This is a genomic window from Hafnia psychrotolerans, from assembly GCF_014639435.1.
GTDB classification, from domain to species: Bacteria; Pseudomonadota; Gammaproteobacteria; order Enterobacterales; family Enterobacteriaceae; genus Ewingella; species Ewingella psychrotolerans.
This window is the reverse complement of the sequence record NZ_BMFZ01000002.1, coordinates 364447-384234: the sequence shown is the minus strand read 5'-3', so window position 1 is coordinate 384234 and position 19788 is coordinate 364447. Positions and strand designations below refer to the sequence as shown.

Here is a 19788-nt window from a genome sequence, read left to right as displayed (position 1 = left end):
TCAATGAGGTTTATGCCATGCAAGATAATGATATCAGCACGATCCTTAACGAGGTCAAAACCATCGCCTTAGTGGGCGCCAGTGATAATCCCGCACGGCCAAGTTTTGGGGTGATGGCGTATCTACTCTCGCAAGGGTATGACGTTATTCCGGTGAGCCCGAAACTGGCTGGTAAAACCCTGCTTGGGCAAACGGCTTATACGACGCTAGCCGACATTCCCCAGCCGGTGGATATGGTGGATATTTTTCGTAATGTAGAAGCGGCTTATGGGGTGGCTCAGGAAGCGGTGGATATTGGCGCAAAAGTATTGTGGTTACAGCTTGGTGTGATCAATGAGCAGGCCGCGGTGCTGGCGAAACAAGCCGGAATGAAAGTGGTGATGGACCGTTGTCCGAAAATTGAGATCCCAAGGCTGGGCCTTGAAAAATAGTCCTGGGTTGGGTTATCGGGCATAAAAAAACCGATCTTCATGGGATCGGTTTTTCATCACAAAAATAGGCATCAATGTCCCTAATTTCGCAGGCGCGGCGCCAGTAACTGGTTGCGGACAGATTCTGCTAAATCGTCAAGTGAAGTCTGTTCCGGGTGCGAGCGGGCGGCTTCATGATCAATTTGAACCTCAGCCAAATAGGTGTGCACCGGCTGGCCTTTATCATCTTCAAGTACCACGTGATACCAAGGTGCGGCGCGCATTGCGTCATCGGCATCCAGTTCGTCGGCATCCGGTTTATCAAGTGAGTATTCTGCATCAACATCAATCACTACGCCTAAGTAGCCTAAAAGTCTGTGGCGGACCTGTTGGCCTATCCCGAATTTGCTGGCAATCATAGTTACCTCCTGAAATTTTATTCTTTCTCCTATATGGAGGCAGAACGACGGATTTCAAGCTTTGACCACCTTAAGCACCGAGGATTCGCGATTTGCACCTGGATAAAACAGAGAACGCTAAAATCAGGACATCACCACACAGGCGAAACCTTTCAGATAGAGACCTTCAGGATAAGAACCAATCACTGGGTGGTCAGCCGCCTGACGGAACTGCTCAACAAACTGAATCTCACGATGGGCATCGAGCGCCGCGTCGGCGAGGATCTTCTGGAACAAATCTGTTGGCAGCAGACCGGAGCATGAGAAACTCAACAAAATCCCGCCCGGACGCAACAACTGTAATGCTAGCATATTGATATCTTTGTAACCGCGGCAGGCGCTAGCCAGCTGATTTTTGTTTTCGACAAATTTGGGTGGGTCCATCACGATCATGTCGAATTGTTCGCCTTCTGCACGATATTTGCGCAGAAGCTGGAACACGTCTTCGCGCACAAACTCGGCTTTAGACAGGTCCAGATTATTCAGCTCGACGTTCTGGCGGGCAATATCCAGCGCACTTTGTGAAGTATCAACATTAATGACTTTCTCACAACCGCCCATCAACGCGGAAACAGCAAAAGCACCGGTATAAGAGAAGCAGTTCAGGACTTTTCGACCTGCGGCGTAGTTACGCGCAGCCAGTCGGCTGTCACGTTGGTCGAGGTAGAAGCCCGTTTTATGACCTTCTTTGATATCGACCAGCAAACTCATGCCATGTTCCTGAATCGGCAACAAGGCCGGGGGTTCTTCACCCAGAACGTGACCCTGGGTTAATTCCAGCCCCTCTTTCTTACGCACGGCGACGTCAGAACGGTCCCAAATAGCGCATTCCGGGTAACATTTCTGCAGTGCAGCGAGCAGAGGAGCACGCTGATATTCCGCCCCAGCAGAGAGCAACTGCAGGACCAGGAAGTTTTGAAAACGATCGATGGTGATGCCTGGTAGACCATCGGATTCACCGGCAATTAAGCGGTAACTGTCAAGACCATCGCGTTTGGCAATCCAGTCACGCCAGCTTTGTGCCTGCTGTAAACGGCGGACGAAAAATTCGATATCGATATCTTCATCCTGACGGAATGTCCAGACGCGAACCCGGATTTGCGAGGCGGGAGAATAGGCACCGCGAGCCAGCCATTTGCCCTGACTGTCTACAATATCAATAGTGTCACCGGAAAGGGCTTTACCTTCGACACGGGTTACTGCACCGGAAAACACCCACGGGTGGCGGCGCAGGAGGGATTTTTCGCGGCCTTTGGCCAAAAATAAACGAGCAGTCATAGAATTAGGTTCTGTCAGTTCGGAGACAAAAAAGAGCGTCATTGTCCGGGCAAGCAGTCTAAATTGCAACGAACCATACCGCTACGGAGAGAATATTATGGCAAAAATCAGTATAGCCGCCTATGTCTATGGTCGGGTACAAGGTGTTGGGTTTCGCTTTGCGACACAGCACCAAGCCACTGCGCTAGGTCTGACCGGATATGCCAGAAATCTGGATGACGGCAGTGTAGAAGTTGTGGCCTGTGGGGAGCAGGAAAACGTTGAACAATTGCTAGCGTGGCTAAAACAGGGCGGGCCGAAACATGCCACCGTAGATCGTGTATTAAGCGAACCCACTGCGCCTGGCGAATTCAGCGACTTTAAAATCCGCCACTGACCGAGCTTGCCGGTATCATTTACAGACATTTCACTGGCTTGGGCAGCCCGGCAATTTTGGTCGCCTGCTTGGCCGGGCCTTCAGGGAACAGCCGGAACAGGTAACGGCTGTTGCCTTTTTCTTCACCGTATTTTTGGCCCATGGCTTTGACCAACATGCGGATGGCGGGCGAGGTATTGAATTCAAGATAGAATTCGCGCACAAAGCGGATCACTTGCCAGTGTGCGTCAGTCAGGACAATCGATTCCTGTTGGGCCAAAAGGGGGGCCATGGCTTCGTTCCAGTCAGCACTGTTTTTCAGATAACCCTGCGCGTCGGTTTCTATTTCGCGACCTGCAAACTCCAGCATAAAACCTCAAAGTGGTAAAAAAAACAGCGTACAGTCTAACAAAAAGCTATCCAGCACAAAATAAGAAGCCCCGCATTTGCGAGGCTTCATCGGTGTTTTAATTACCGCCTGCAAGTTAATTGCTGCGTGAAAGCCCTAAAATACTCAGCAGGCTGACAAACACATTATACAGCGAGACATACAGGCTGACCGTCGCACGGATGTAGTTGGTTTCTCCACCGTGAATGATATTACTGGTCTCCCACAAAATTGCACCGGCCGAGAACAGAATAAACAGGCAGCTTATCGCCAGCGACAGGGCAGGGATCTGTAGGAAAAGGTTGGCGATAACCGCGACCAGTAAGACCACAAACCCTGCCATCATCATACCTGACAGGAACGACATATCTTTGCGTGTGGTGAGCACATAGGCAGAACAGCTAAAGAACACCAGCGCGGTGCCGCCGAGGGCCAGCATAATAATGTCACCCGCACCGGCCGAAAGCAGTGAGTTGAGCATCGGACCCAAGGTATAGCCCATAAAGCCGGTCAGGGCGAAGGTAGCGAGGATGCCTACAGGGCGGTCGGCCGTGCGATAAGTCAGGAACATCAAGCCGTAAAAACCAACCAGTGTGATCAGCATGCCCGGAGACGGCAGGCGCAGAACGGTACTGGCCGTGGCCGTAATAGCAGAAACGCCCAGCGTCAGTGCCAGCATAAAATAAGTATTACGCAGGACTCGGTGTGTGCTTAATAAGGAGCCAGCGCGTGATGAGGAGGAGGCAACAATACGATCCATAGTAAAAATCTCACTTATCGACAAAGAGGGGAGTCGGTGAAAATACAATCAGGCTGGAATCATAAATAGTTACAGTGAGTGATTAAAGGTGTTTTACCCTTCTTTACCCATCTACAGGCCGCGACGACATCGTTCAGTGACGATAAAAAGACCGCAATGATGATTTAATCATCGATTGACCCTCGAATGCTGGTTTTTCAGGCAAATGAATGCAATCAGGCTTTACAAGCAGAATGGCTATGTTTATAGTTCGCTTCGTTGCGGAGGGGTGGCCGAGCGGCTGAAGGCACCGGTCTTGAAAACCGGCGATGGGAAACCATTCGAGAGTTCGAATCTCTCCTCCTCCGCCATAAACAACACAAGAAAGCTGCTAAGTTATTAGCGGCTTTTTTTGTGTCTGTTGAACGGTGGGATGGTGTAAAGACTCATAAAATCAACAAGCTGTAATGAAAATAATATTTGCATCTTTTATCCGGTCTTGTATACTACGCCCCGTCTAAACACAGCGAGTGTGTTTAGACGATATTGTTGTTTACGGAGGGGTGGCCGAGCGGCTGAAGGCACCGGTCTTGAAAACCGGCGATGGGAAACCATTCGAGAGTTCGAATCTCTCCTCCTCCGCCAAATACCGACGATTCTACGCTATGGCGCGATACCCTGCGCCATAGCTACGCAAACCCCGCCGAACAACGCGCGCCACGACAGGGCGGATTTAAGAATCAGCTTCCAACTTCACTCTTGAACCGAACGACCATCTTACCGAACGCCGCTCGTGCATCCTCAAAGGCATAGACCTTGTCGATCACCGGCTTGATGCCGTGTTCATCAATGACGCGGTTCATGACCTCGAACACCCGTCTATGCCCGCCCGAAATACCCTGGATGATGGCCCTTTTGAGCATCATGGGAACCGCTGACAGCACGATCTCCGATCCCTTCATGAAGCCGATCTGGGCGATACGCCCGCCGCTCGTCAGGGCGACCGCCGACCGGCTGATATTGTCGCCGCCAATCAGTTCGAGCACATGATCGACACCACGCCCGTCGGTCAGTCAGGTCCAGCGCTGCAGCGGACCAGTCTGGGTTGGCACGCGTATCGATCACGCCGAAAGCGCCGAGCGCCTTCACGTGCTCCAGCTTCTCCGTGCTGCTGGCCACTGAGACTCGGTCGCAAGGATCTCGACATCGTGCTTCCCCCAGTCGGCCATTGCAAACAATATCGAACCGCTGATCCGCATGGCCGAACAGGGCACCGGCATCGCTTGTCTCCCGGATTTTGCCGTGCGCCAACAGATAGAGGAGGGGCGGCTGGTGGTTGTCCTGACCGATCACGTCCAGAACGCAGGTGCCTTTCGGGTTCTCTGGCCGTCCAGCCGTCAGCTCTCACCTAAACTGCGCGTCTTCGTGGACTTCCTGGCCGAGAAGGTGTTTGTTGAACCGCCCGTGGTTCGATGAGTTGCCTCAGCGCGCCCGTGACGCCGTGGCGGCGGCATAGGCGGCTTCGTCATTTCGCCAGTTTCATGGGTGGAAATTTCTCACCGGAAACAGTCTGTTCCGCGACCAACGATGTAGAACGAAACGATTTTCATTATGACCGTGGCTGTTCGCCTGCATGTTGATGGCAATGATGACGCCCGCTTCGCGCGAAGGGCCGGTTAATATCGTGCGGCATTAGAGGGCTATAGCGTAGACGTAGTGCTCATCTTCGTCGGGCGTGGCCCGCCAGTCCCGCCGATTCTACGCGATGGCCCGATATTCCGCGCGATGGATACGTAAACGCCGTCGATTAGCATCTGGGCTTCCAGCGCGGATATCGAATGCGACGTCCAGCCTGCGTCCTCCCCAAAACGGCGGGGAGCCCAGCGCCTGCTGCCCCGGCGAAGGCTCGTTTTCGGGAAGCCGAATTGAGCATGGACGTGGTGGGGTGAGGCTGTTGTCATGCGTCAGATGCTACAAGGCTGCTGAACAGATCGACCACGCTGCCTGGGGCAGTGCTACCGAAGAACAGCCTCAGGTTCTGCGCCGACAGGTCCGCGACTTCACGGCTTCGCGGAAACAAGGCCTCCTCATACCTGGATAAGGCTGCTTCAATGTCGTCGGGGGTGTCGATGATCGCCTGAGCGAGCTCCGCGCCGTCGTACATGGCGAGATTGGCGCCCTCACCCGCGAAGGGGGACATAAGGTGTGCCGCGTCGCCGACCAAGGTCAGGCCGGTCTTCCGCTGCCACTCATGCCCGACCGGTAGTGCATAGATCGGACGGATCGTGGGATCGGCGATGCTGTCGATAATGAAACTTGTCAGATATGGAGCCCAGCCCGAAAACTGCTGTGCGACGAAATCCAATCCGGCGCGAGCATCGCTGAAATCGATGGATCTGATCCACTCCTCCGGCTCGTTCAACGCAACGTATCCCGCAACGCTGCCATCCGCATTGCGATGTGCGATGATGCCCCTGCCTGGCGCCGCTGCGATGAGGGTGCCGACGCCGATCGCCGCCACGCTTTGCGCACAGCGCGCGTCGCCGGCAGCCAGCGCTATCTCGATAAAGCAGGTGCCAGAATAGACCGGCTTGGCATCGGAGATAAGCGGGCGGACCTTCGACCAAGCACCGTCGGCACCAACGACCAGATCAACCGTCGTCTGTACCCCGTTGGCGAAACAAGCCTTGTGCCGGCCTTCTTCTGTTTGCGTCAGGTGCGTGACCTTGTGATCCCAGCAGATAGCGGTGTCTGGAAGTGAGGCGATCAGCATGGCGCGAAGTTCACCCCGGTCGACCTCGGGCCGGGGCGAACGGCCCCCGGCATCATCCAGCAGGATGATCCCATCCTTGTTCACGATGCGCTTTGCATCTTCACCTGGCCGAACAAGCCGCAGGAATGAGTCATACAGACCGGCCGCCTTGAGCGCGAGCTGACCGTTATGCTGGTGTATGTCGAGCAAGCCTCCCTGCTTCCTGGTGGTCGGTGACGGATCGGCTTCGTAGATCGTCGCTTCGATCCCGTGTCGATGCAGGATTAGGGCAAGCGTCAGGCCGCCAAGGCCGGCGCCGATGATGGCAATGGTGTTTCGCATGTGTGCGCTCCAGTGTCACCGCATCCTTCGATGCTGGTGGTTGTTGGGAGGCGCTGGGCGATCACGCGCGTACGTGAGCGACGTGTATTCAGCAGCTTGCAGAGCATGGACGCTGTGCGCAGGCCGATGTTTTTCGCGACACTCGATAAATACAGGAAACCATCGGGTTCAACAAGGATGATATGCACCTGCTCCCCGCACCTTCCTCCAAATATCATCCCAATCGGAAAAGCAGTTCACCCAGCAACCGCAGCTATCGCCTCCTATTTCCAAACTAATGGTCGGTAGTCCGTCAGATCTTTGCCAGTCATAGAATGCCTAAAGGCGCTGATAAAACGGTGTCAGGCTGTGCTGGGACTGACACCGTGCGGCGTTAGAGGGCTATAGCGCAGACGTAGGGCTCATCTTCGTCTGGCGGTCTGGCGCGCGCCGTCACTTCCCGCCGATTGCGCGCTATGGATACGCAAACACTGCGAGGCCACACGGACCACGTACGCGGGTATCGAACATGGCGTACCGCGGGAAGGCCCGTGTCGGCAGTTTCCGATCCCGAGTTGGACGATAAGACCAAGTGCCTTAACAGCCAGAGACGGAAATCGTCAAACAAGCGTAATTTACGCAGTCAGAGTGGATCGTCCTCGTCGTTCTGTCTTGTATTCCCGGCCAATTCCAGCGCGATGTCAGTCCCGTATACTTTCAAATTGCGCCAGAACACCCATTGCTTCCGCGATTCGCCGCATGTCTTCTTCTTCAAGCTTGCGCTTTGGCCCGCGCATCACGATGCCCCAGTTGGAGGCGTGATCGCGGGTCAGTAGGAGGTGATTCAGCAGCGGTTTGATCGGAGCGGCCCTGGCGTCCGTCAGATAGTCCACATCGACACGGTATGGATTGAAGTCCATCGCCTGCTCGGCCCGGTAAGGCGTATCTGACGTCACTCGCCCGATTGTCGTGAACGCCTGCACCGTCCCGCCTTCCCCCATGCCTTCGCGCGGGGAGTAGTAGACGATCCAGTCGCCCTTGCTGAGAGACTTCACCGCAATATGCTTGCCGTGCCCGAGTTGTGCAAAGCCGCCGTCGCGGCCGCCGCGAGCATGTTCCGCCGATGCGACACCCATCCAGAACGCCATAGCTCAAGACCCCTCAAGCGCATCAGCGCAACGTTGCAGAAGGTCGCCCAGCAGCTTGACCTCGTCGCTGGTCAGGCCGGCAAGCATCTGCCGCTCGACAGCCTCGGCCGCGATCGTGCCGGCCTGTGCCGCTGCTGTGCCCTTTTCGGTCAGCTCCGTCATGATGATCCGCCCATGTTCGGGATGAGGCGTGCGCACAATGAACCCGTCTCGCTCCAATGTGACAAGCATGCCCTGCATGGACTGGGGCGTCACGAAGGCAGCTCGCGCCAGGGAAGCATTCGAGATTCGCGGATTGTCGCCAATGGCAAGCAACACAGCATTCTGCGACGCGAAGACGCCAGTCCCCGCCAATTCTGCCTCCAACCGTTGTCGCAGACGATGTTGGGCGATTTTCAAACTGTAGCCGATCCAGCCCTCCCCACTCGCAGGGTTCATTTTACGCATTGACATATAAGGTGCCTGATATTAATGTAAGGAACCTTATATTATGCTGGACCGCACAAAATGACAATACCGATCGGACCATCCTTTATCGCGTTGCAGGTTCGTGACCTCGCAACCTCCGCCGCGTTCTACAAGGACGTCTTCGGCTTAACGGCAGCAGACCGGAGTCCGCCCGGCGCTGTCGTCTTTACCACCAAGCCGATTGCCCTGGCGCTGCGCGAACCGCTGCGGCCTCTGCCTGAAAACGGCCCCTTGGGAACCGGCATGGTGTTGTGGGTTGCCTGCGACGATGCGGACACCTTCCACGACCTGATCGTCGAACGCGGCGCGAAGGTGCTGAGCCCGCTGAGCAATGGCCCGTTCGGCAGGTTCTTTGTGGCCAGCGATCCCGATGGTTACGCCATCACGTTCCACACGTTGCAAAGCTGATCTCGGCCAAATGCGGCCCTTCAGGCTGCTCTGACGATAAAGAAGGATATTCCTCAAAGCTTCCGACGTTCAGCACCGTTGATGCACCTCCCGAAGGCCGACGGTCACTCATCTTTGGGCAGCAAGTCAGGCCCGAGCCCTCAAGCCACGGAAGAGAAGAGCAAGAAGCTGATCTGCCTGGGCCTTTCCTTCCGGACCGGAGGATGTTTGCCAAAGGAACTGCAATAGTTTCAGAAAATCTTCGGGATTGGCTCCCCGTTGGATTTCTCCCGCCTTCTCGCGTTCGCTCATAAACAAGCCAACCACGCTCACCATCTGCCGATACGTCTCCTGAAAATCCTGATCCGATAAGCACATTGATGACGCCATCGCGGCACTTTCCGTCACCCTTACCGACGAGGAGGCTGCCATGCTGGCCAAGGCGATGGCGACCGGGTTCATGGCTTCAGCCGACTGAAAACGTCGAAAAATGGCACAAGGATTTCCCTATGACGATCGCCGAACATCGCCGTCTGGGCGCATCGGGAATTGAAGTCCCCATCATGGGTTTCGGAACCCATTATGGGGGAACGAGTAATTTGGATACGGCAAAGCCTTTGACGAGAATGACCTCGCAGCCCAAAGCTGACTGACCTCAGCCGGCCCATTAGCGGTTGGACTGATCTTGTCGAAACCCGCCGGTCGGCCATGCGCCGACTTGTCATCGTTCGATCGACCAGCGCGTGATCCTGACACTGGCCGTTTAGCCGGTCCCCCGCATGCCCGCTTCTCCATGTCCGATTGGCCGTTTCGGGAAATTCAATCGGGAACAAGTTTTGGGAAAGCCCTTTCAGCTGTGATCGGAGTGCTCTCGGACACCGGCCCCTGCTGTACCATTGGACGTCCGTTTAAACGCCGTGCTGAATGCGGTTGCGTGTTCCGCCTGGTGCTGGAGAAGGGCGCGCAAACGCTATTGTTCACGCCACTGTCGAACCGAGCTCGCCGTTTAAGGAGATTGCCGCGATGATCGGCCGGCACCGGAATCTCTGCCGGTGGTCTGAAAACCGCTTTTCCCCGTGGTTTTTATGGTGTTAATTGCTCAAAAAACGCCTCGAATCACACTTTAAGAAGATAAAAAAATTACGCTATTGCCTGTCAGATGTTATGCGTTATGTTGATTTTTAGTTTCCCAAATGTAACTAGAGGTTAACGATAATGTCGAAAAAAATACGTCTGTCTCTGCTGGCTTCCACTGTTTTGCTCTCTACTTCTGCAATGTCTGCATTACCTCAAGGGTACCCGGCTGACTATCAAAAAATCGTTGATGCGGCCACCAAAGAGGGAAAAGTGGTGGTCTACTCCACCACGGATACTAAAGCCGCAGGCCCACTGATTCAGGGCTTTGAAACGGCCTATCCGGGTATCAAAGTCGAATACAACGACATGAACAGCACTGAGTTATATAACCGCTACATCAGTGAGCAGGCTGCGGGCGGCAACAGTGGTGACGTGGTGTGGAGTTCGTCGATGGATACCGCGCTGAAACTGGCGACTGATTACGCGGCTGAATACTCCTCTCCTGAATTGCCGCAGTTACCAAAATGGGCCGTGTGGAAAGAGAAGGCCTACGGCACAACTTACGAGCCAGTGGTCTTTATCTACAACAAACGACTGATCCCCGCCGGTGACGTGCCAGATTCCCATGCGGCGCTGGCGAAACTGATTGCCAGCCAGACGGAAAAATTCAGCAAGAAAGTCACCACCTACGATATCGAAAAATCGGGGCTGGGTTTCATGCTCTCCGTGCAGGACTTTAAAGCCGACCCGAATTACTTCAAAAACTTGAGCGAAATGGCGAAAGGCGGTCTGGCGGTGCAATCTTCTACCGGCACCATGATGGAAAGGGTGTCATCAGGCGAAAACCTGATTGGTTTTAATATCCTCGGTTCCTACGCTGAAGCCCGGGCCAAAACTGACCCGTCGCTCGGTATTTCCTATCCGAAGGATTACACGCTGGTGCTATCGCGCGTTTCCTTCATCAGTAAAGAAGCCAAAAATAGTAATGCTGCCAAACTGTGGCTGGACTATGTGCTCTCTGAGGCAGGTCAGAACATCCTCGCTAACCAGGCCGACATTCCGTCAATCCGCAACGATATTGAAGGTAAGAATGATATCGACGGTCTGACTAAAATGTTAGGCAGCGCGTTAAAACCGATCCCGGTGAATGAAACCCTGTTGGAATACTTACAACAGAAAAAGCGTCTGGACTACATCAAGCAATGGCGTACCGCTGCCGGTAAATAATAGACCTGCCATCCTGCAGCTCGAATGATTTTGCGTCTATACGGGGGGATAACTCCCCGTTCTATTGCCTGACCACGCGGCTCAGGGTTGTTAACCGAAGGGATGTAATATGAATGCATTGCGCCGAAAGTGGCAGGGTCTGCCGCGCAGCATAGTGGTATTAATCACGGCATTGGTTATCTATATTCCGCTGTCGTTCATTGTCATACAGAGTTTTCTTTCCGCCCCGTTCTTTGCCCCGTCGAAAGAGTGGAGCCTTGAATCTTTTGAATTTATCTTCACCGACCCGGATTTCTACAAAGCGCTGAAAAGCGGCTTTATTCTGGCGTTCGGGCTGGTCGTCATCTCGATCCCGCTCGGTGGAATACTCGCTTTCCTGATGGTGCGCACCGACTTGCCCGGTCGCCGTCTCATTGAGCCGCTGATCCTGGTGCCCATTTTTGTTTCTCCTATGGTACTTGGCTTCGGTTACGTTGTTGCTGCCGGACCGGTCGGGTTTTTCTCACTGTGGGCGGAGTCCTTGTTCGGTTTTGTGCCGTGGAACATCTACGCGATGTCCAGCATCGTGGTGATTGCCGGTCTTACCCACGTACCGCACGCTTACCTTTACATCTCATCGGCGTTGCGCAGCGTCGGGTCTGACGTCGAAGAAGCCGCGCGGACTGCCGGAGCTTCGCCTTTGCAAGTCATGACGGCGGTCAGCCTGCCGATGGTTCGTCCGGCCATTTTGTATGCTGCGGTATTGCTCTTTTTCCTCGGACTGGAAGTGTTCGGCCTGATGCTGGTTCTCGGTGATCCCGAAGGTAACCTGGTGTTGGCGACCTATCTGTATCAGCTCACCAACAAACTTGGCACGCCATCCTATCATCTGATGGCGGCGGTGGCGGTGGTACTGATTTGCATCACAATCCCGTTGGTCATGTTACAGCGCCGCCTGATGCGCACCGCCAACCGTTTCGTCACCGTCAAAGGCAAAGCCTCGCAGGCACGGGCATTACCGCTGGGTAAATGGCGTTGGGTCGCGGGTGCCGTGGTGGCCTTCTGGCTGACGGTCACCATTGGTGTGCCCTTGATGGGAGTTGTTTTACGTGCCTTCATCTCCAACTGGGGTGTGGGTGTGTCGATATGGGATGAGCTGTCACTCAATACTTTCCGCACTATCTGGGAACAGCCAAACCTGCTGCGAGCAATCGTCAACTCGATGAGTATTGGTGTTATCGGTGGGGCGCTGGCTGTGGTCTGCTATCTGTTTATCGGCATAGCCATGCACCGTAAACCGGATGGCGTCACACGTTTTCTCGACTATAGCGTATTGGTACCGCGAGCCGTGCCGGGCCTGTTGGCGGGGTTGGCATTCTTGTGGGTATTCCTATTCCTGCCGATGTGGCTCGACAACTCGCTGAAATCGGGTTGGTTATCGGATATGGCCTGGTCACAATGGTTACGTGACAACCTGGTGGTGTGGCTACGTTCACTGCGCAGCACCATTTTCAGTGTTTGGCTGGCGTACACCGTGGTGTGGATGGCGTATGGGTTGCGGCTGATCTCCTCGACGTTATTGCAGGTGGGTCCTGAACTCGAAGAGGCTGCACGCAGTACCGGTGCCACGCGCGGACAAATCACCCGTCACGTGACTATTCCACTGTCGCGTTACGGGCTGATTGGCTCGTGGCTGCTGATGTTCCTGATTTTCGAGCGTGAATATTCTACCGGTGTTTATCTGTTATCGCCGGGAACAGAGACTATCGGCTCAATGCTGGTCTCTCTGTGGGCGGCTGGCGCAATTGATATCGTCGCCGCGCTCTCCTTTATTAACATCCTTTTGGTGGTGTTAGGTCTGGGTATTGCCTTACGTTTCGGAGTCAAATTACATGATTGAGCTATCAGTAGATAACCTGCATTTAACCTATGGCGATAATCCGGTGCTGAAAGGGGTCTCTATGGATCTCAAGCGGGGAGAAGTGGTCTCACTGCTCGGGCCTTCCGGCAGTGGAAAAACCACATTATTAAGAGCCGTAGCCGGTTTGGAAAAACCCACGCAGGGCCGCATTATTATCGGTAAAAATACCGTGTATGACGGCAGTTCACGCAGCGAGATCCCGGCCGAGGAGCGCAATCTTGGACTGGTCTTCCAGTCTTATGCTCTCTGGCCGCATAAAACGGTGTTCGAGAACGTGGCCTATCCGCTGAAGCTACGTAAAGTGACGTCGTCGGAACTCAATCAGCGAGTGCAGGCCGTGCTTGAACAACTCGGTCTGGGGCATCTCGGCAAGCGTCATCCGCACCAGTTGTCTGGCGGTCAGCAACAGCGCGTAGCGATAGGCCGGGCGTTGGTGTATAACCCACCGGTGATTTTGCTCGACGAACCGCTATCCAATCTTGACGCTAAGCTGCGCGAAGAGGCGCGGGTCTTCCTGCGGGAGTTGATTATCAAACTCGGTCTATCGGCATTGATGGTCACTCATGACCAGAACGAAGCGATGGCGATTTCCGACCGAATTCTGCTGCTTAATAACGGCAAAATTGAACAACAGGGCACGCCACAGGAAATGTATGGCTCGCCCAAAACGCTTTTCACTGCCGAGTTTATGGGCAGCAACAACCGTCTGCATGGCAAAGTGACAGAAGTGCGCGACGGTAAAGCGCGCATCGAAGGTAAGGACTGGGCACTGTGGGGCAAGGTGGGTGAAGGTGTGCAAGCTGGTCAGGAAGGCACGGCGGTTATCCGCGTAGAGCGCGTCCGGATGGGCGACAACGCTGATGGCAATCAGTTAGAACTGCCGTTGTTGACCAGCATGTACCTTGGCGATCGTTGGGAGTACCTGTTCCGTACCGTGGCTGAAGATTTCGTGGTGAGAGCCTACGGCACCGATGTGCACAGCCAGGAAATGTGCCGACTGTCTCTGCCGGTCGACGATGTTTGGATCTTCCCGAAAGGGTGAGCACCGTGAGTTTCTTCAGGGATTGTCAAACGGCAATCCCTGAAATATTACTGTCACTCCCCGCGAGTAAAATTCTGCGCACATCTAAAATTACGCAGAATAATCATGAAATTAACATTTTCTCTTCTTAAAGCGTTTCGCTTTTTAAGCACAGTCTTCCGCTCAATGTTCAAATCTCGTCCGCGAGGGATCCTTTTTGGGGTGATTTGCGTTATTGCGCTGTTTTCGGCGTTACAGATTTTCTCCACGCTTATCCTGAACCATATCTTGCAAGACGCCCGTCAAAACGTGGTTGCCACCGAAAGTCTGCGCCAGCAGCAAGCCGTCATGGACAAAGCTCGCATGGAATTGCTGATGGCCAGCGATAAGCTCAACCGGGCGGGTATTTATTTCATGCAGGACAAAGAAACCGGTTCTGACGGCAGTTGGCACAGTCTGATGGAGGCATCCCAGAGTTCTCTGGCGGCTTCCGATAAATTCTTCAAACAGTTTACCGTCCTCAGCGGTGGCTTGAAGGGTGACGCGCAGAAAGCGGCGGCTGAACTGCAAATCAGCTATAAAATGTTTTACGACGGCCTGCGCGAGCAATCAGAGGGTTTGCAAAAAACCAACACCATAGATGCCTTTTTTAACGTACCAATCCAGGCATTTCAGGATGATTTCAGTGATAAATATTACCAATACCTACATGTTAACGAACAGACAACCGTGTCACTCAGTGATCGGCTTATGGGGACATTATCACAGGCCAAAATGCTTTTTTTGGGGGCGTTAGTCTTGCTGGCAGTGATCGCTTTTGCTGTCTGGCGCGGCATTACCCGATGGGTTATCCGCCCGCTGCAACAAGTGATTGCCCAGATAGGGATATTGGCTGCGGGGGACCTCTCCGGCCAAATTGGCAGTAAAACCTCAAGAGTCAGCGAAATTCATCTGTTGAGTCAGAGCCTGCGCGAGATGCAGGCCGGGCTGAGAAGGCTGATCAGTGAGGTGCGCGACGCTTCCTCGCATATCATGGTTAACATCAACCAAATTGCGCAGGGCAATGAAGAGTTATCTTCGCAATCGCTGAAACAGCACGATGAACTTAACGCGGCCAATCAGCATATCAACTCGCTGACTGAGCGGGTTAAAGACAATGCACAGCATGCCCATCAGGCTAGCCAGCGCGCAGAGCAGGCGCAAAAAGTGGCGACCAGCGGTGGCAATGTGATGGTAACCGTGGATTCCGCCATGAAAGAGATCGTCAGCCAGTCGGCTGAAATGAGCAACATTGTGGCGATGATCGACAGCGTGGCATTTCAGACCAATATTCTCGCCTTAAATGCGGCCATTGAAGCCGCACATGCCGGGCAGTACGGGCGTGGTTTTGCTGTCGTTGCCAGGGAAATCGGCTTGCTGGCACAACAAAGCAGCCACTCAACGCGCGGCATTCATCTGCTGATTGAAGAGTCTGTCGCGCAAATTGGGCGCGGTTCAACCTCCGTAACGCTACTTGGTAAAAGCCTGAATGAGATCATCACTATTTTCAGCGGCTTGCATACGCTGGTCAGTGAGATCGCCGAAGCGTCTCTGGATCAACGTCAGAGCATAGATGAAGTCTCTGAACGTCTTGTGACGCTGACTCAGGTGACTGAGCAAAATAGCCAACTGGCGCAGCAGGCGGCCAGCTCGTCACAACAGCTACTCTCGCAGTCGCAACGGCTGGAAAATGCGGTTTCCCGATTTGGTTTGGGAGAAATAACGGCTGTCCCTTGACACTCAACGGGGGAATCGACAAATTAGTTCCCCCTATAACTTAAAACGGTTTTCCTATGACTGAGACTTCTTCTCCATCCAGTGCCTGTGCCGTGAAAATCGCCAACCTTGTAGATGTCCCACAATGTCTTGATGTGATCACGGAATACCTACATCGCGAATGGTCTGCCTTTCCTCATTGGGCACAGAAAGAATATATTTATCAGAGGCTTGAGCAGCGCCTGAGCAGCAAAGGCCGTCAGTTTGTATTAGTCGCATTCGACGAAAATGACGAAGTCGTCGGCACGGCTGGCGTTATGCGCTATGAACTCGATGACGTGGCAGAGCGAAAATACTGGCTGGGCGAAGTTTTTACGCTTCATCATTTACGGGGCAGGGGCATTGGTTCAGCATTGATCAAAGCCAGTATTGAGCGCGCCCGTGCAGCCGGGGTCGAAACCCTATGGCTGTATACGCCCGATCAACAAGGTTTGTATGCGGGCCTCGGCTGGCAGGAAGTCGAAACCCGCGAAGTGGATAACGAGCAGGTGACAGTCATGCAGCGCCCGCTACGCTGAAAACTCAGTTTTTACCGTGCCAGTAAAGCATGCTGCCTTCGGAATGGCCGGTCACCGGATCGGTCTGGGGGAGTGGCACTGCGGTAATTAGCTTCATCCGTCCTGCCATTTTCTTTGGCTCATCATGGCAAAGATCGGCAGCAATATTCGGTGGGTAAGCCCCAACCAACATGAAATCTTGGTCAGCTGAAAGTTGTTTATGCCCGACGCCCGCCGGGATGAGCAGCACGTCACCCACGTTAACTTCCACCACTTTCCCATGCTCTCCTCCCAGTTGCAGCCGCGCTGATCCTGAAAAGACGCCCACAACCTCATGCGTATTAGCGTGAAAATGCGTAAAGGGGTAGGCCTGATAACGCCACTGTGGCGGCCAGCCATTGGATTTAAACAGCTGTTCCAAATACTCTGCGTTATTCGCCACTTGCGGCGGAATCACTCGATGATAGATCAATAAAGGCAGACGGTTATTCGGTACGCCCGCGTCGGGTTTATCGATATGCAGAATTTCCACCGGCACCTCTCTGGGTTGGGCTTGCAGCGATAGGGAAAACGGCAGCAGGGCAGCCACACCGAGTAGCCTAAAAAACTGGCGTCGATCTAAAGGCATGAACACGGCTCCTTGACCGAAAATTTGAATGAAGCGCCCTAAACTCAATGGATTACAACCTTCAGGTATAGAACAAAAATGGTGGGTTAACATTAAATTTGCAGAAAATTGTCGCCGTACAGGAGAGGGAAAGTGAGTTATCGGAAAAAACCGAATATATGGTGAAATCAATAAATAAAAATCATATGGACTGGAAAAAATCCTTATCTCTTCTACTCTTAATGACACATAAGCACTTCAGGAGAAAGAAGTCATGAATAAGAAAATGTTGGGTGTTGTCGCAACAGCGGTTTTAGTCCTTGCTGGGTGTCAGGCATATGATCGTGCCGCAAGTTACGTCGAAGAGCCGGTAGTCAGTGATGTAAAAGTCGGCATGACCAGAGCTCAGGTACGTGCGATTGCAGGACCACCGTCTACAGAAGCGTCGTTGGTACATGCTAAAGGGACCTGCCAGACTTATGCGGTTGCCCCGCGTGATGGTAAAGTACAAACTTACTTTGTTAGTTTCAACGACACGGGTCATGTCATGAATAAAGACTACCAGTCTTGTTCTGACTACGACAAAAACCCTCAAGCTGGTCAGTAACGGTTTGATGTAACGTCGACGCTGTCTAAAGATAAAGTCTGACATCAAAAAAACGCCAGAAGGTAAACTCCGACTGGCGTTTTTTTTTGCGTTTCTATTTACCGACAGCCCCGGCTTTCTGCGTAACAATTCTCACGCCGACTTTACTGACCAATTTGCCCTCCATTTCTGCGATCGTCCATGTCAGACCATCCCATTCTATATGGTCACCGATCACCGGTTCGCCGCCCAGCAGCTTAATAACGAAATTGCCAAGTGACTGCGACTTATCGACGGAGTCCTCAATATTAAGGCCATAAAGTTGCGAAATGGCCTCCAGCGGCGCATTAGCCTGTAAAATGAAGTCACCAAAGAAGCGGTCGTCGAGTACCACGGCGTTACTGTCGCTGAACAGTTTCCCCAGTTCTGGCAAGTCTTTCTCCTGCCCGATAACGCACAGAATATCGCCCTCTTTCAGACGCGTACTCCCGCTTGGGTGCAACATTTCGGTGCCGCGAAACAGCGCGGCAATGCGCGTTTCCTGCGGCATTTTCAAATCTCGCAAGGCAGCGCCGACGCACCATTTCTCCGATCCCAACTGATAAATAAACTGTTCCCAGTTGTTATAGACATCAATATCCAGCCCTATGCGCGACATTGGCGTGGGCATCGGGGGTACAATCACCTTGGCTTTTTTGGCGGCATAACTCAGAGAAGTGCCCTGTAACAGCAATGACACCAACACGACAAAGAAGGCGACGTTGAAGTAGAGATTCGCCTGCGGGATCCCTGCCATCATAGGGAATACGGCCAAAATGACCGGTACCGCACCGCGCAGTCCGACCCAAGAAATAAAGAAGCGTTCGCGGAGGGTAAAGTTTCTGAATGGTAATAGACCGACGAACACAGAAAGCGGACGGGCGAAGAAGATCATCCAAACGGAAAGCGCCAGTGCGCCAGCCGCAATGGGTAACAGATTACTGGGTGTCAGCAGCAGGCCAAGCACCAGGAACATGCCGATCTGGCTCAGCCACGCCAGACCGTCGAAGGTCTGCATAATGCCGTGACGGTTGCGTATAGGCATATTGCCGAGCACCAGGCCACACAGGTAAACCGCCAGAATACCGCTGCCGTCCATCGCCGTGGTCAGCGCATAGACCATCAGGCCACCGCTGAAAGCCAGTAACGGGTACAAGCCGGTAGCCAGGGAAATCTTGTTGATCATCTTATGCAGTAACCAGCCGCCACCCAGTCCGAACAGAATCCCCAGCCCGAATTGCTGAAGGACATCCAGCAGGAACATCCAGCTCAAACCGTGCTGACCTTTGGCGATCATATCGATCAGCGTGATGGTGAGGAACACTGCCATCGGGTCATTGCTGCCGGATTCAATCTCCAGAGTGGCGCTGACACGCTCATTCAGACCTTTACCGCCAATCAGAGAGAACACTGCGGCTGCATCGGTTGAACCGATGATCGCGCCAATCAGCAGACCCTGAATCAAGTCGACATTAAACAGCCAGGCGGCTGCCAGGCCAGTTAACCCGGCAGTAATTAAAACCCCGACGGTGGCCAGTGAAAGGGCGGGCCAGAGTGCCACACGAAAAGAGGAGGCGCGGGTACGCATACCGCCATCGAGCAAAATCACGGCCAGTGCCAGATTACTAATTAAATAAGCGGCAGGATAATTATCAAACGCGATACCGCCAATGCCATCAACGCCCGCCAGCATACCGATGGCGAGAAAAATGACTAAAATGGGGATCCCGAGTCGTGAAGAGAGCGAACTGAGCAGAATGCTTGCTGCTACCAACAGGGCGCCAATAAAAAAAAGTGTGTTGATAGTGCTCGCGTCCAAAATGCTTTCTCCTGTTGGTGCGTTGATAAGTCCTGTAGAAATCAGCGTGCTCCTGACTCGTCGACTAATTTATCAGGAAAAGCTTATGGCCGGTGAAGGAATATTCAGAATTTTTCTATCCAGCTTCTGCACGAATAAGACTACGCTTAAACATGAACAGTTCACTGTCGGTATATCGCATCCGGCGTCGTATTGATAATAGAAAGAGGAACTTATGAGCGAATTTATTGGAATTCATCGTGAAGTACTGAAAGATGGCACAATCAAGCATGTTCTGGTGCGGGACAGCAGCGGACATGAGCAGGCCAAAGCCGCCAAAGATTACATCTCAGAAGGTCTCCAACCGGATCTGGATGACCTGCCTGAAGTCCCGACAAAAAGCGAGTTCCCCAAAGCAGGTAAGGATAACGGTTAAAACGTTTGAGTCCGCGCTGCGGGTGTCCAGCGCGGTTTTATCTCTTCACGTCCAGCGATGGTCGCCAATCTAAAGTCTGTG

General features: G+C 53.4%; 23 protein-coding genes and 2 tRNA genes. 14 read left to right on the top strand and 11 right to left on the bottom strand.

Features of this window, described 5'->3' with window-relative positions:
- The first annotated feature begins 17 nt into the window (after nucleotides 1–17).
- On the top strand, nucleotides 18–431 hold the full coding sequence (locus IEV89_RS04985; RefSeq protein ID WP_188471007.1) for a CoA-binding protein: 414 nt from the start codon (nucleotides 18–20) through the stop codon (nucleotides 429–431).
- A gap of 80 nt (nucleotides 432–511) precedes the next feature.
- Here the strand turns inward: IEV89_RS04985 and hspQ are convergent, their stop codons facing one another.
- Nucleotides 512–829 carry a heat shock protein HspQ gene (gene hspQ, locus IEV89_RS04980; protein WP_188471005.1) on the bottom strand — a complete coding sequence of 106 codons (318 nt, stop codon included), beginning with the start codon at nucleotides 827–829 and terminating at the stop codon, nucleotides 512–514.
- A 123-nt stretch (nucleotides 830–952) separates the two neighbouring features.
- Nucleotides 953–2146, bottom strand: coding sequence for a 23S rRNA (cytosine(1962)-C(5))-methyltransferase RlmI (gene rlmI, locus IEV89_RS04975; RefSeq protein ID WP_188471003.1), 1194 nt, complete (start codon nucleotides 2144–2146; stop codon nucleotides 953–955).
- A gap of 97 nt (nucleotides 2147–2243) precedes the next feature.
- Between rlmI and yccX the strand changes: the two genes are divergently transcribed.
- The gene (yccX, locus tag IEV89_RS04970) at nucleotides 2244–2522 is read left to right on the top strand and encodes an acylphosphatase (RefSeq protein WP_188471001.1); all 279 of its coding nucleotides are present in this window, start codon (nucleotides 2244–2246) and stop codon (nucleotides 2520–2522) included.
- A gap of 19 nt (nucleotides 2523–2541) precedes the next feature.
- On the opposite strand, the gene tusE is transcribed toward yccX, so the two are convergent.
- Both tusE and yccA read right to left on the bottom strand, forming a co-directional pair.
- Nucleotides 2542–2871: a sulfurtransferase TusE gene (gene tusE / locus IEV89_RS04965; RefSeq protein WP_188470999.1), complete on the bottom strand. Its 330-nt coding sequence runs from the start codon at nucleotides 2869–2871 to the stop codon at nucleotides 2542–2544.
- 115 nt (nucleotides 2872–2986) lie between these two features.
- The gene (gene yccA / locus IEV89_RS04960) at nucleotides 2987–3649 is read right to left on the bottom strand and encodes an FtsH protease modulator YccA (protein WP_188470997.1); all 663 of its coding nucleotides are present in this window, start codon (nucleotides 3647–3649) and stop codon (nucleotides 2987–2989) included.
- Between the two features lie 262 nt (nucleotides 3650–3911).
- Here yccA and IEV89_RS04955 point away from each other — a divergent pair.
- Both IEV89_RS04955 and IEV89_RS04950 read left to right on the top strand, forming a co-directional pair.
- A tRNA-Ser gene (locus IEV89_RS04955) sits at nucleotides 3912–3999 on the top strand.
- Nucleotides 4000–4185: 186 nt separating this feature from the next.
- Nucleotides 4186–4273 (top strand) — tRNA-Ser (locus tag IEV89_RS04950).
- Nucleotides 4274–4368: 95 nt separating this feature from the next.
- Here IEV89_RS04950 and IEV89_RS04945 read toward each other — a convergent pair.
- A complete protein-coding gene (locus IEV89_RS04945; protein ID WP_373283354.1) occupies nucleotides 4369–4701 on the bottom strand; it encodes a zinc-binding dehydrogenase in 333 nt (110 codons plus the stop codon).
- A 124-nt stretch (nucleotides 4702–4825) separates the two neighbouring features.
- Here IEV89_RS04945 and IEV89_RS04940 point away from each other — a divergent pair, with 124 nt between their 5' ends.
- On the top strand, nucleotides 4826–5104 hold the full coding sequence (locus tag IEV89_RS04940; protein ID WP_308420858.1) for a LysR substrate-binding domain-containing protein: 279 nt from the start codon (nucleotides 4826–4828) through the stop codon (nucleotides 5102–5104).
- A gap of 481 nt (nucleotides 5105–5585) precedes the next feature.
- On the opposite strand, the gene IEV89_RS04935 is transcribed toward IEV89_RS04940, so the two are convergent.
- From IEV89_RS04935 to IEV89_RS04925, 3 genes are all read right to left on the bottom strand, one after another.
- On the bottom strand, nucleotides 5586–6722 hold the full coding sequence (locus IEV89_RS04935; protein WP_188470990.1) for an FAD-dependent oxidoreductase: 1137 nt from the start codon (nucleotides 6720–6722) through the stop codon (nucleotides 5586–5588).
- Nucleotides 6723–7402: 680 nt separating this feature from the next.
- The gene (locus tag IEV89_RS04930) at nucleotides 7403–7849 is read right to left on the bottom strand and encodes an EVE domain-containing protein (RefSeq protein ID WP_188470989.1); all 447 of its coding nucleotides are present in this window, start codon (nucleotides 7847–7849) and stop codon (nucleotides 7403–7405) included.
- Nucleotides 7850–7852: 3 nt separating this feature from the next.
- Nucleotides 7853–8302, bottom strand: coding sequence for a MarR family winged helix-turn-helix transcriptional regulator (locus IEV89_RS04925; RefSeq protein WP_188470987.1), 450 nt, complete (start codon nucleotides 8300–8302; stop codon nucleotides 7853–7855).
- A 54-nt stretch (nucleotides 8303–8356) separates the two neighbouring features.
- On the opposite strand from IEV89_RS04925, the gene IEV89_RS04920 reads away from it, so the two are divergent.
- A complete protein-coding gene (locus IEV89_RS04920; protein ID WP_188470985.1) occupies nucleotides 8357–8725 on the top strand; it encodes a VOC family protein in 369 nt (122 codons plus the stop codon).
- Nucleotides 8726–8851: 126 nt separating this feature from the next.
- Here the strand turns inward: IEV89_RS04920 and IEV89_RS04915 are convergent, their stop codons facing one another.
- A complete protein-coding gene (locus IEV89_RS04915) occupies nucleotides 8852–9166 on the bottom strand; it encodes an SbtR family transcriptional regulator (protein WP_188470983.1) in 315 nt (104 codons plus the stop codon).
- Nucleotides 9167–9213: 47 nt separating this feature from the next.
- On the opposite strand from IEV89_RS04915, the gene IEV89_RS04910 reads away from it, so the two are divergent.
- The 6 genes from IEV89_RS04910 (at nucleotide 9214) to IEV89_RS04885 (ending at nucleotide 16262) form a co-directional block, all read left to right on the top strand.
- Nucleotides 9214–9357, top strand: coding sequence for a hypothetical protein (locus tag IEV89_RS04910; RefSeq protein ID WP_188470981.1), 144 nt, complete (start codon nucleotides 9214–9216; stop codon nucleotides 9355–9357).
- A 562-nt stretch (nucleotides 9358–9919) separates the two neighbouring features.
- Nucleotides 9920–11008, top strand: coding sequence for an ABC transporter substrate-binding protein (locus tag IEV89_RS04905; RefSeq protein ID WP_188470979.1), 1089 nt, complete (start codon nucleotides 9920–9922; stop codon nucleotides 11006–11008).
- Nucleotides 11009–11117: 109 nt separating this feature from the next.
- Nucleotides 11118–12887: an ABC transporter permease gene (locus IEV89_RS04900; RefSeq protein WP_188470977.1), complete on the top strand. Its 1770-nt coding sequence runs from the start codon at nucleotides 11118–11120 to the stop codon at nucleotides 12885–12887.
- Complete coding sequence (locus tag IEV89_RS04895) at nucleotides 12880–13950, top strand: ABC transporter ATP-binding protein (RefSeq protein ID WP_188470975.1); 1071 nt, start codon at nucleotides 12880–12882, stop codon at nucleotides 13948–13950. Before IEV89_RS04900 ends, IEV89_RS04895 begins: the two co-directional genes overlap by 8 nt.
- Before the next feature lie 105 nt (nucleotides 13951–14055).
- Complete coding sequence (locus IEV89_RS04890; protein WP_188470973.1) at nucleotides 14056–15705, top strand: methyl-accepting chemotaxis protein; 1650 nt, start codon at nucleotides 14056–14058, stop codon at nucleotides 15703–15705.
- 56 nt (nucleotides 15706–15761) lie between these two features.
- On the top strand, nucleotides 15762–16262 hold the full coding sequence (locus IEV89_RS04885) for a GNAT family N-acetyltransferase (RefSeq protein ID WP_188470971.1): 501 nt from the start codon (nucleotides 15762–15764) through the stop codon (nucleotides 16260–16262).
- 4 nt (nucleotides 16263–16266) lie between these two features.
- Here IEV89_RS04885 and IEV89_RS04880 read toward each other — a convergent pair whose 3' ends face one another.
- Nucleotides 16267–16869 (bottom strand): cupin domain-containing protein, encoded by a 603-nt coding sequence (locus IEV89_RS04880; protein WP_188470969.1) that lies wholly within the window; start codon nucleotides 16867–16869, stop codon nucleotides 16267–16269.
- A gap of 253 nt (nucleotides 16870–17122) precedes the next feature.
- On the opposite strand from IEV89_RS04880, the gene osmE reads away from it, so the two are divergent.
- Nucleotides 17123–17455: an osmotically-inducible lipoprotein OsmE gene (osmE, locus tag IEV89_RS04875; protein ID WP_188470967.1), complete on the top strand. Its 333-nt coding sequence runs from the start codon at nucleotides 17123–17125 to the stop codon at nucleotides 17453–17455.
- A gap of 94 nt (nucleotides 17456–17549) precedes the next feature.
- Here osmE and IEV89_RS04870 read toward each other — a convergent pair whose 3' ends face one another.
- Nucleotides 17550–19292: a potassium/proton antiporter gene (locus IEV89_RS04870; protein WP_188470965.1), complete on the bottom strand. Its 1743-nt coding sequence runs from the start codon at nucleotides 19290–19292 to the stop codon at nucleotides 17550–17552.
- A 214-nt stretch (nucleotides 19293–19506) separates the two neighbouring features.
- Here IEV89_RS04870 and IEV89_RS04865 point away from each other — a divergent pair, with 214 nt between their 5' ends.
- Nucleotides 19507–19707: a hypothetical protein gene (locus tag IEV89_RS04865; RefSeq protein WP_188470963.1), complete on the top strand. Its 201-nt coding sequence runs from the start codon at nucleotides 19507–19509 to the stop codon at nucleotides 19705–19707.
- Nucleotides 19708–19788: the final 81 nt, after the last annotated feature.

What these genes read in the sequence shown, in the direction of transcription:
- IEV89_RS04985 (WP_188471007.1), top strand. Translation starts at nt 18, where the DNA reads ATGCAAGATAATGATATCAGCACGATCCTTAACGAGGTCAAAACCATC.
- hspQ (WP_188471005.1), bottom strand. Translation starts at nt 829, where the DNA reads ATGATTGCCAGCAAATTCGGGATAGGCCAACAGGTCCGCCACAGACTT.
- rlmI (WP_188471003.1), bottom strand. Translation starts at nt 2,146, where the DNA reads ATGACTGCTCGTTTATTTTTGGCCAAAGGCCGCGAAAAATCCCTCCTG.
- yccX (WP_188471001.1), top strand. Translation starts at nt 2,244, where the DNA reads ATGGCAAAAATCAGTATAGCCGCCTATGTCTATGGTCGGGTACAAGGT.
- tusE (WP_188470999.1), bottom strand. Translation starts at nt 2,871, where the DNA reads ATGCTGGAGTTTGCAGGTCGCGAAATAGAAACCGACGCGCAGGGTTAT.
- yccA (WP_188470997.1), bottom strand. Translation starts at nt 3,649, where the DNA reads ATGGATCGTATTGTTGCCTCCTCCTCATCACGCGCTGGCTCCTTATTA.
- IEV89_RS04935 (WP_188470990.1), bottom strand. Translation starts at nt 6,722, where the DNA reads ATGCGAAACACCATTGCCATCATCGGCGCCGGCCTTGGCGGCCTGACG.
- IEV89_RS04930 (WP_188470989.1), bottom strand. Translation starts at nt 7,849, where the DNA reads ATGGCGTTCTGGATGGGTGTCGCATCGGCGGAACATGCTCGCGGCGGC.
- IEV89_RS04925 (WP_188470987.1), bottom strand. Translation starts at nt 8,302, where the DNA reads ATGTCAATGCGTAAAATGAACCCTGCGAGTGGGGAGGGCTGGATCGGC.
- IEV89_RS04920 (WP_188470985.1), top strand. Translation starts at nt 8,357, where the DNA reads ATGACAATACCGATCGGACCATCCTTTATCGCGTTGCAGGTTCGTGAC.
- IEV89_RS04915 (WP_188470983.1), bottom strand. Translation starts at nt 9,166, where the DNA reads ATGAACCCGGTCGCCATCGCCTTGGCCAGCATGGCAGCCTCCTCGTCG.
- IEV89_RS04910 (WP_188470981.1), top strand. Translation starts at nt 9,214, where the DNA reads ATGACGATCGCCGAACATCGCCGTCTGGGCGCATCGGGAATTGAAGTC.
- IEV89_RS04905 (WP_188470979.1), top strand. Translation starts at nt 9,920, where the DNA reads ATGTCGAAAAAAATACGTCTGTCTCTGCTGGCTTCCACTGTTTTGCTC.
- IEV89_RS04900 (WP_188470977.1), top strand. Translation starts at nt 11,118, where the DNA reads ATGAATGCATTGCGCCGAAAGTGGCAGGGTCTGCCGCGCAGCATAGTG.
- IEV89_RS04895 (WP_188470975.1), top strand. Translation starts at nt 12,880, where the DNA reads ATGATTGAGCTATCAGTAGATAACCTGCATTTAACCTATGGCGATAAT.
- IEV89_RS04890 (WP_188470973.1), top strand. Translation starts at nt 14,056, where the DNA reads ATGAAATTAACATTTTCTCTTCTTAAAGCGTTTCGCTTTTTAAGCACA.
- IEV89_RS04885 (WP_188470971.1), top strand. Translation starts at nt 15,762, where the DNA reads ATGACTGAGACTTCTTCTCCATCCAGTGCCTGTGCCGTGAAAATCGCC.
- IEV89_RS04880 (WP_188470969.1), bottom strand. Translation starts at nt 16,869, where the DNA reads ATGCCTTTAGATCGACGCCAGTTTTTTAGGCTACTCGGTGTGGCTGCC.
- osmE (WP_188470967.1), top strand. Translation starts at nt 17,123, where the DNA reads ATGAATAAGAAAATGTTGGGTGTTGTCGCAACAGCGGTTTTAGTCCTT.
- IEV89_RS04865 (WP_188470963.1), top strand. Translation starts at nt 19,507, where the DNA reads ATGAGCGAATTTATTGGAATTCATCGTGAAGTACTGAAAGATGGCACA.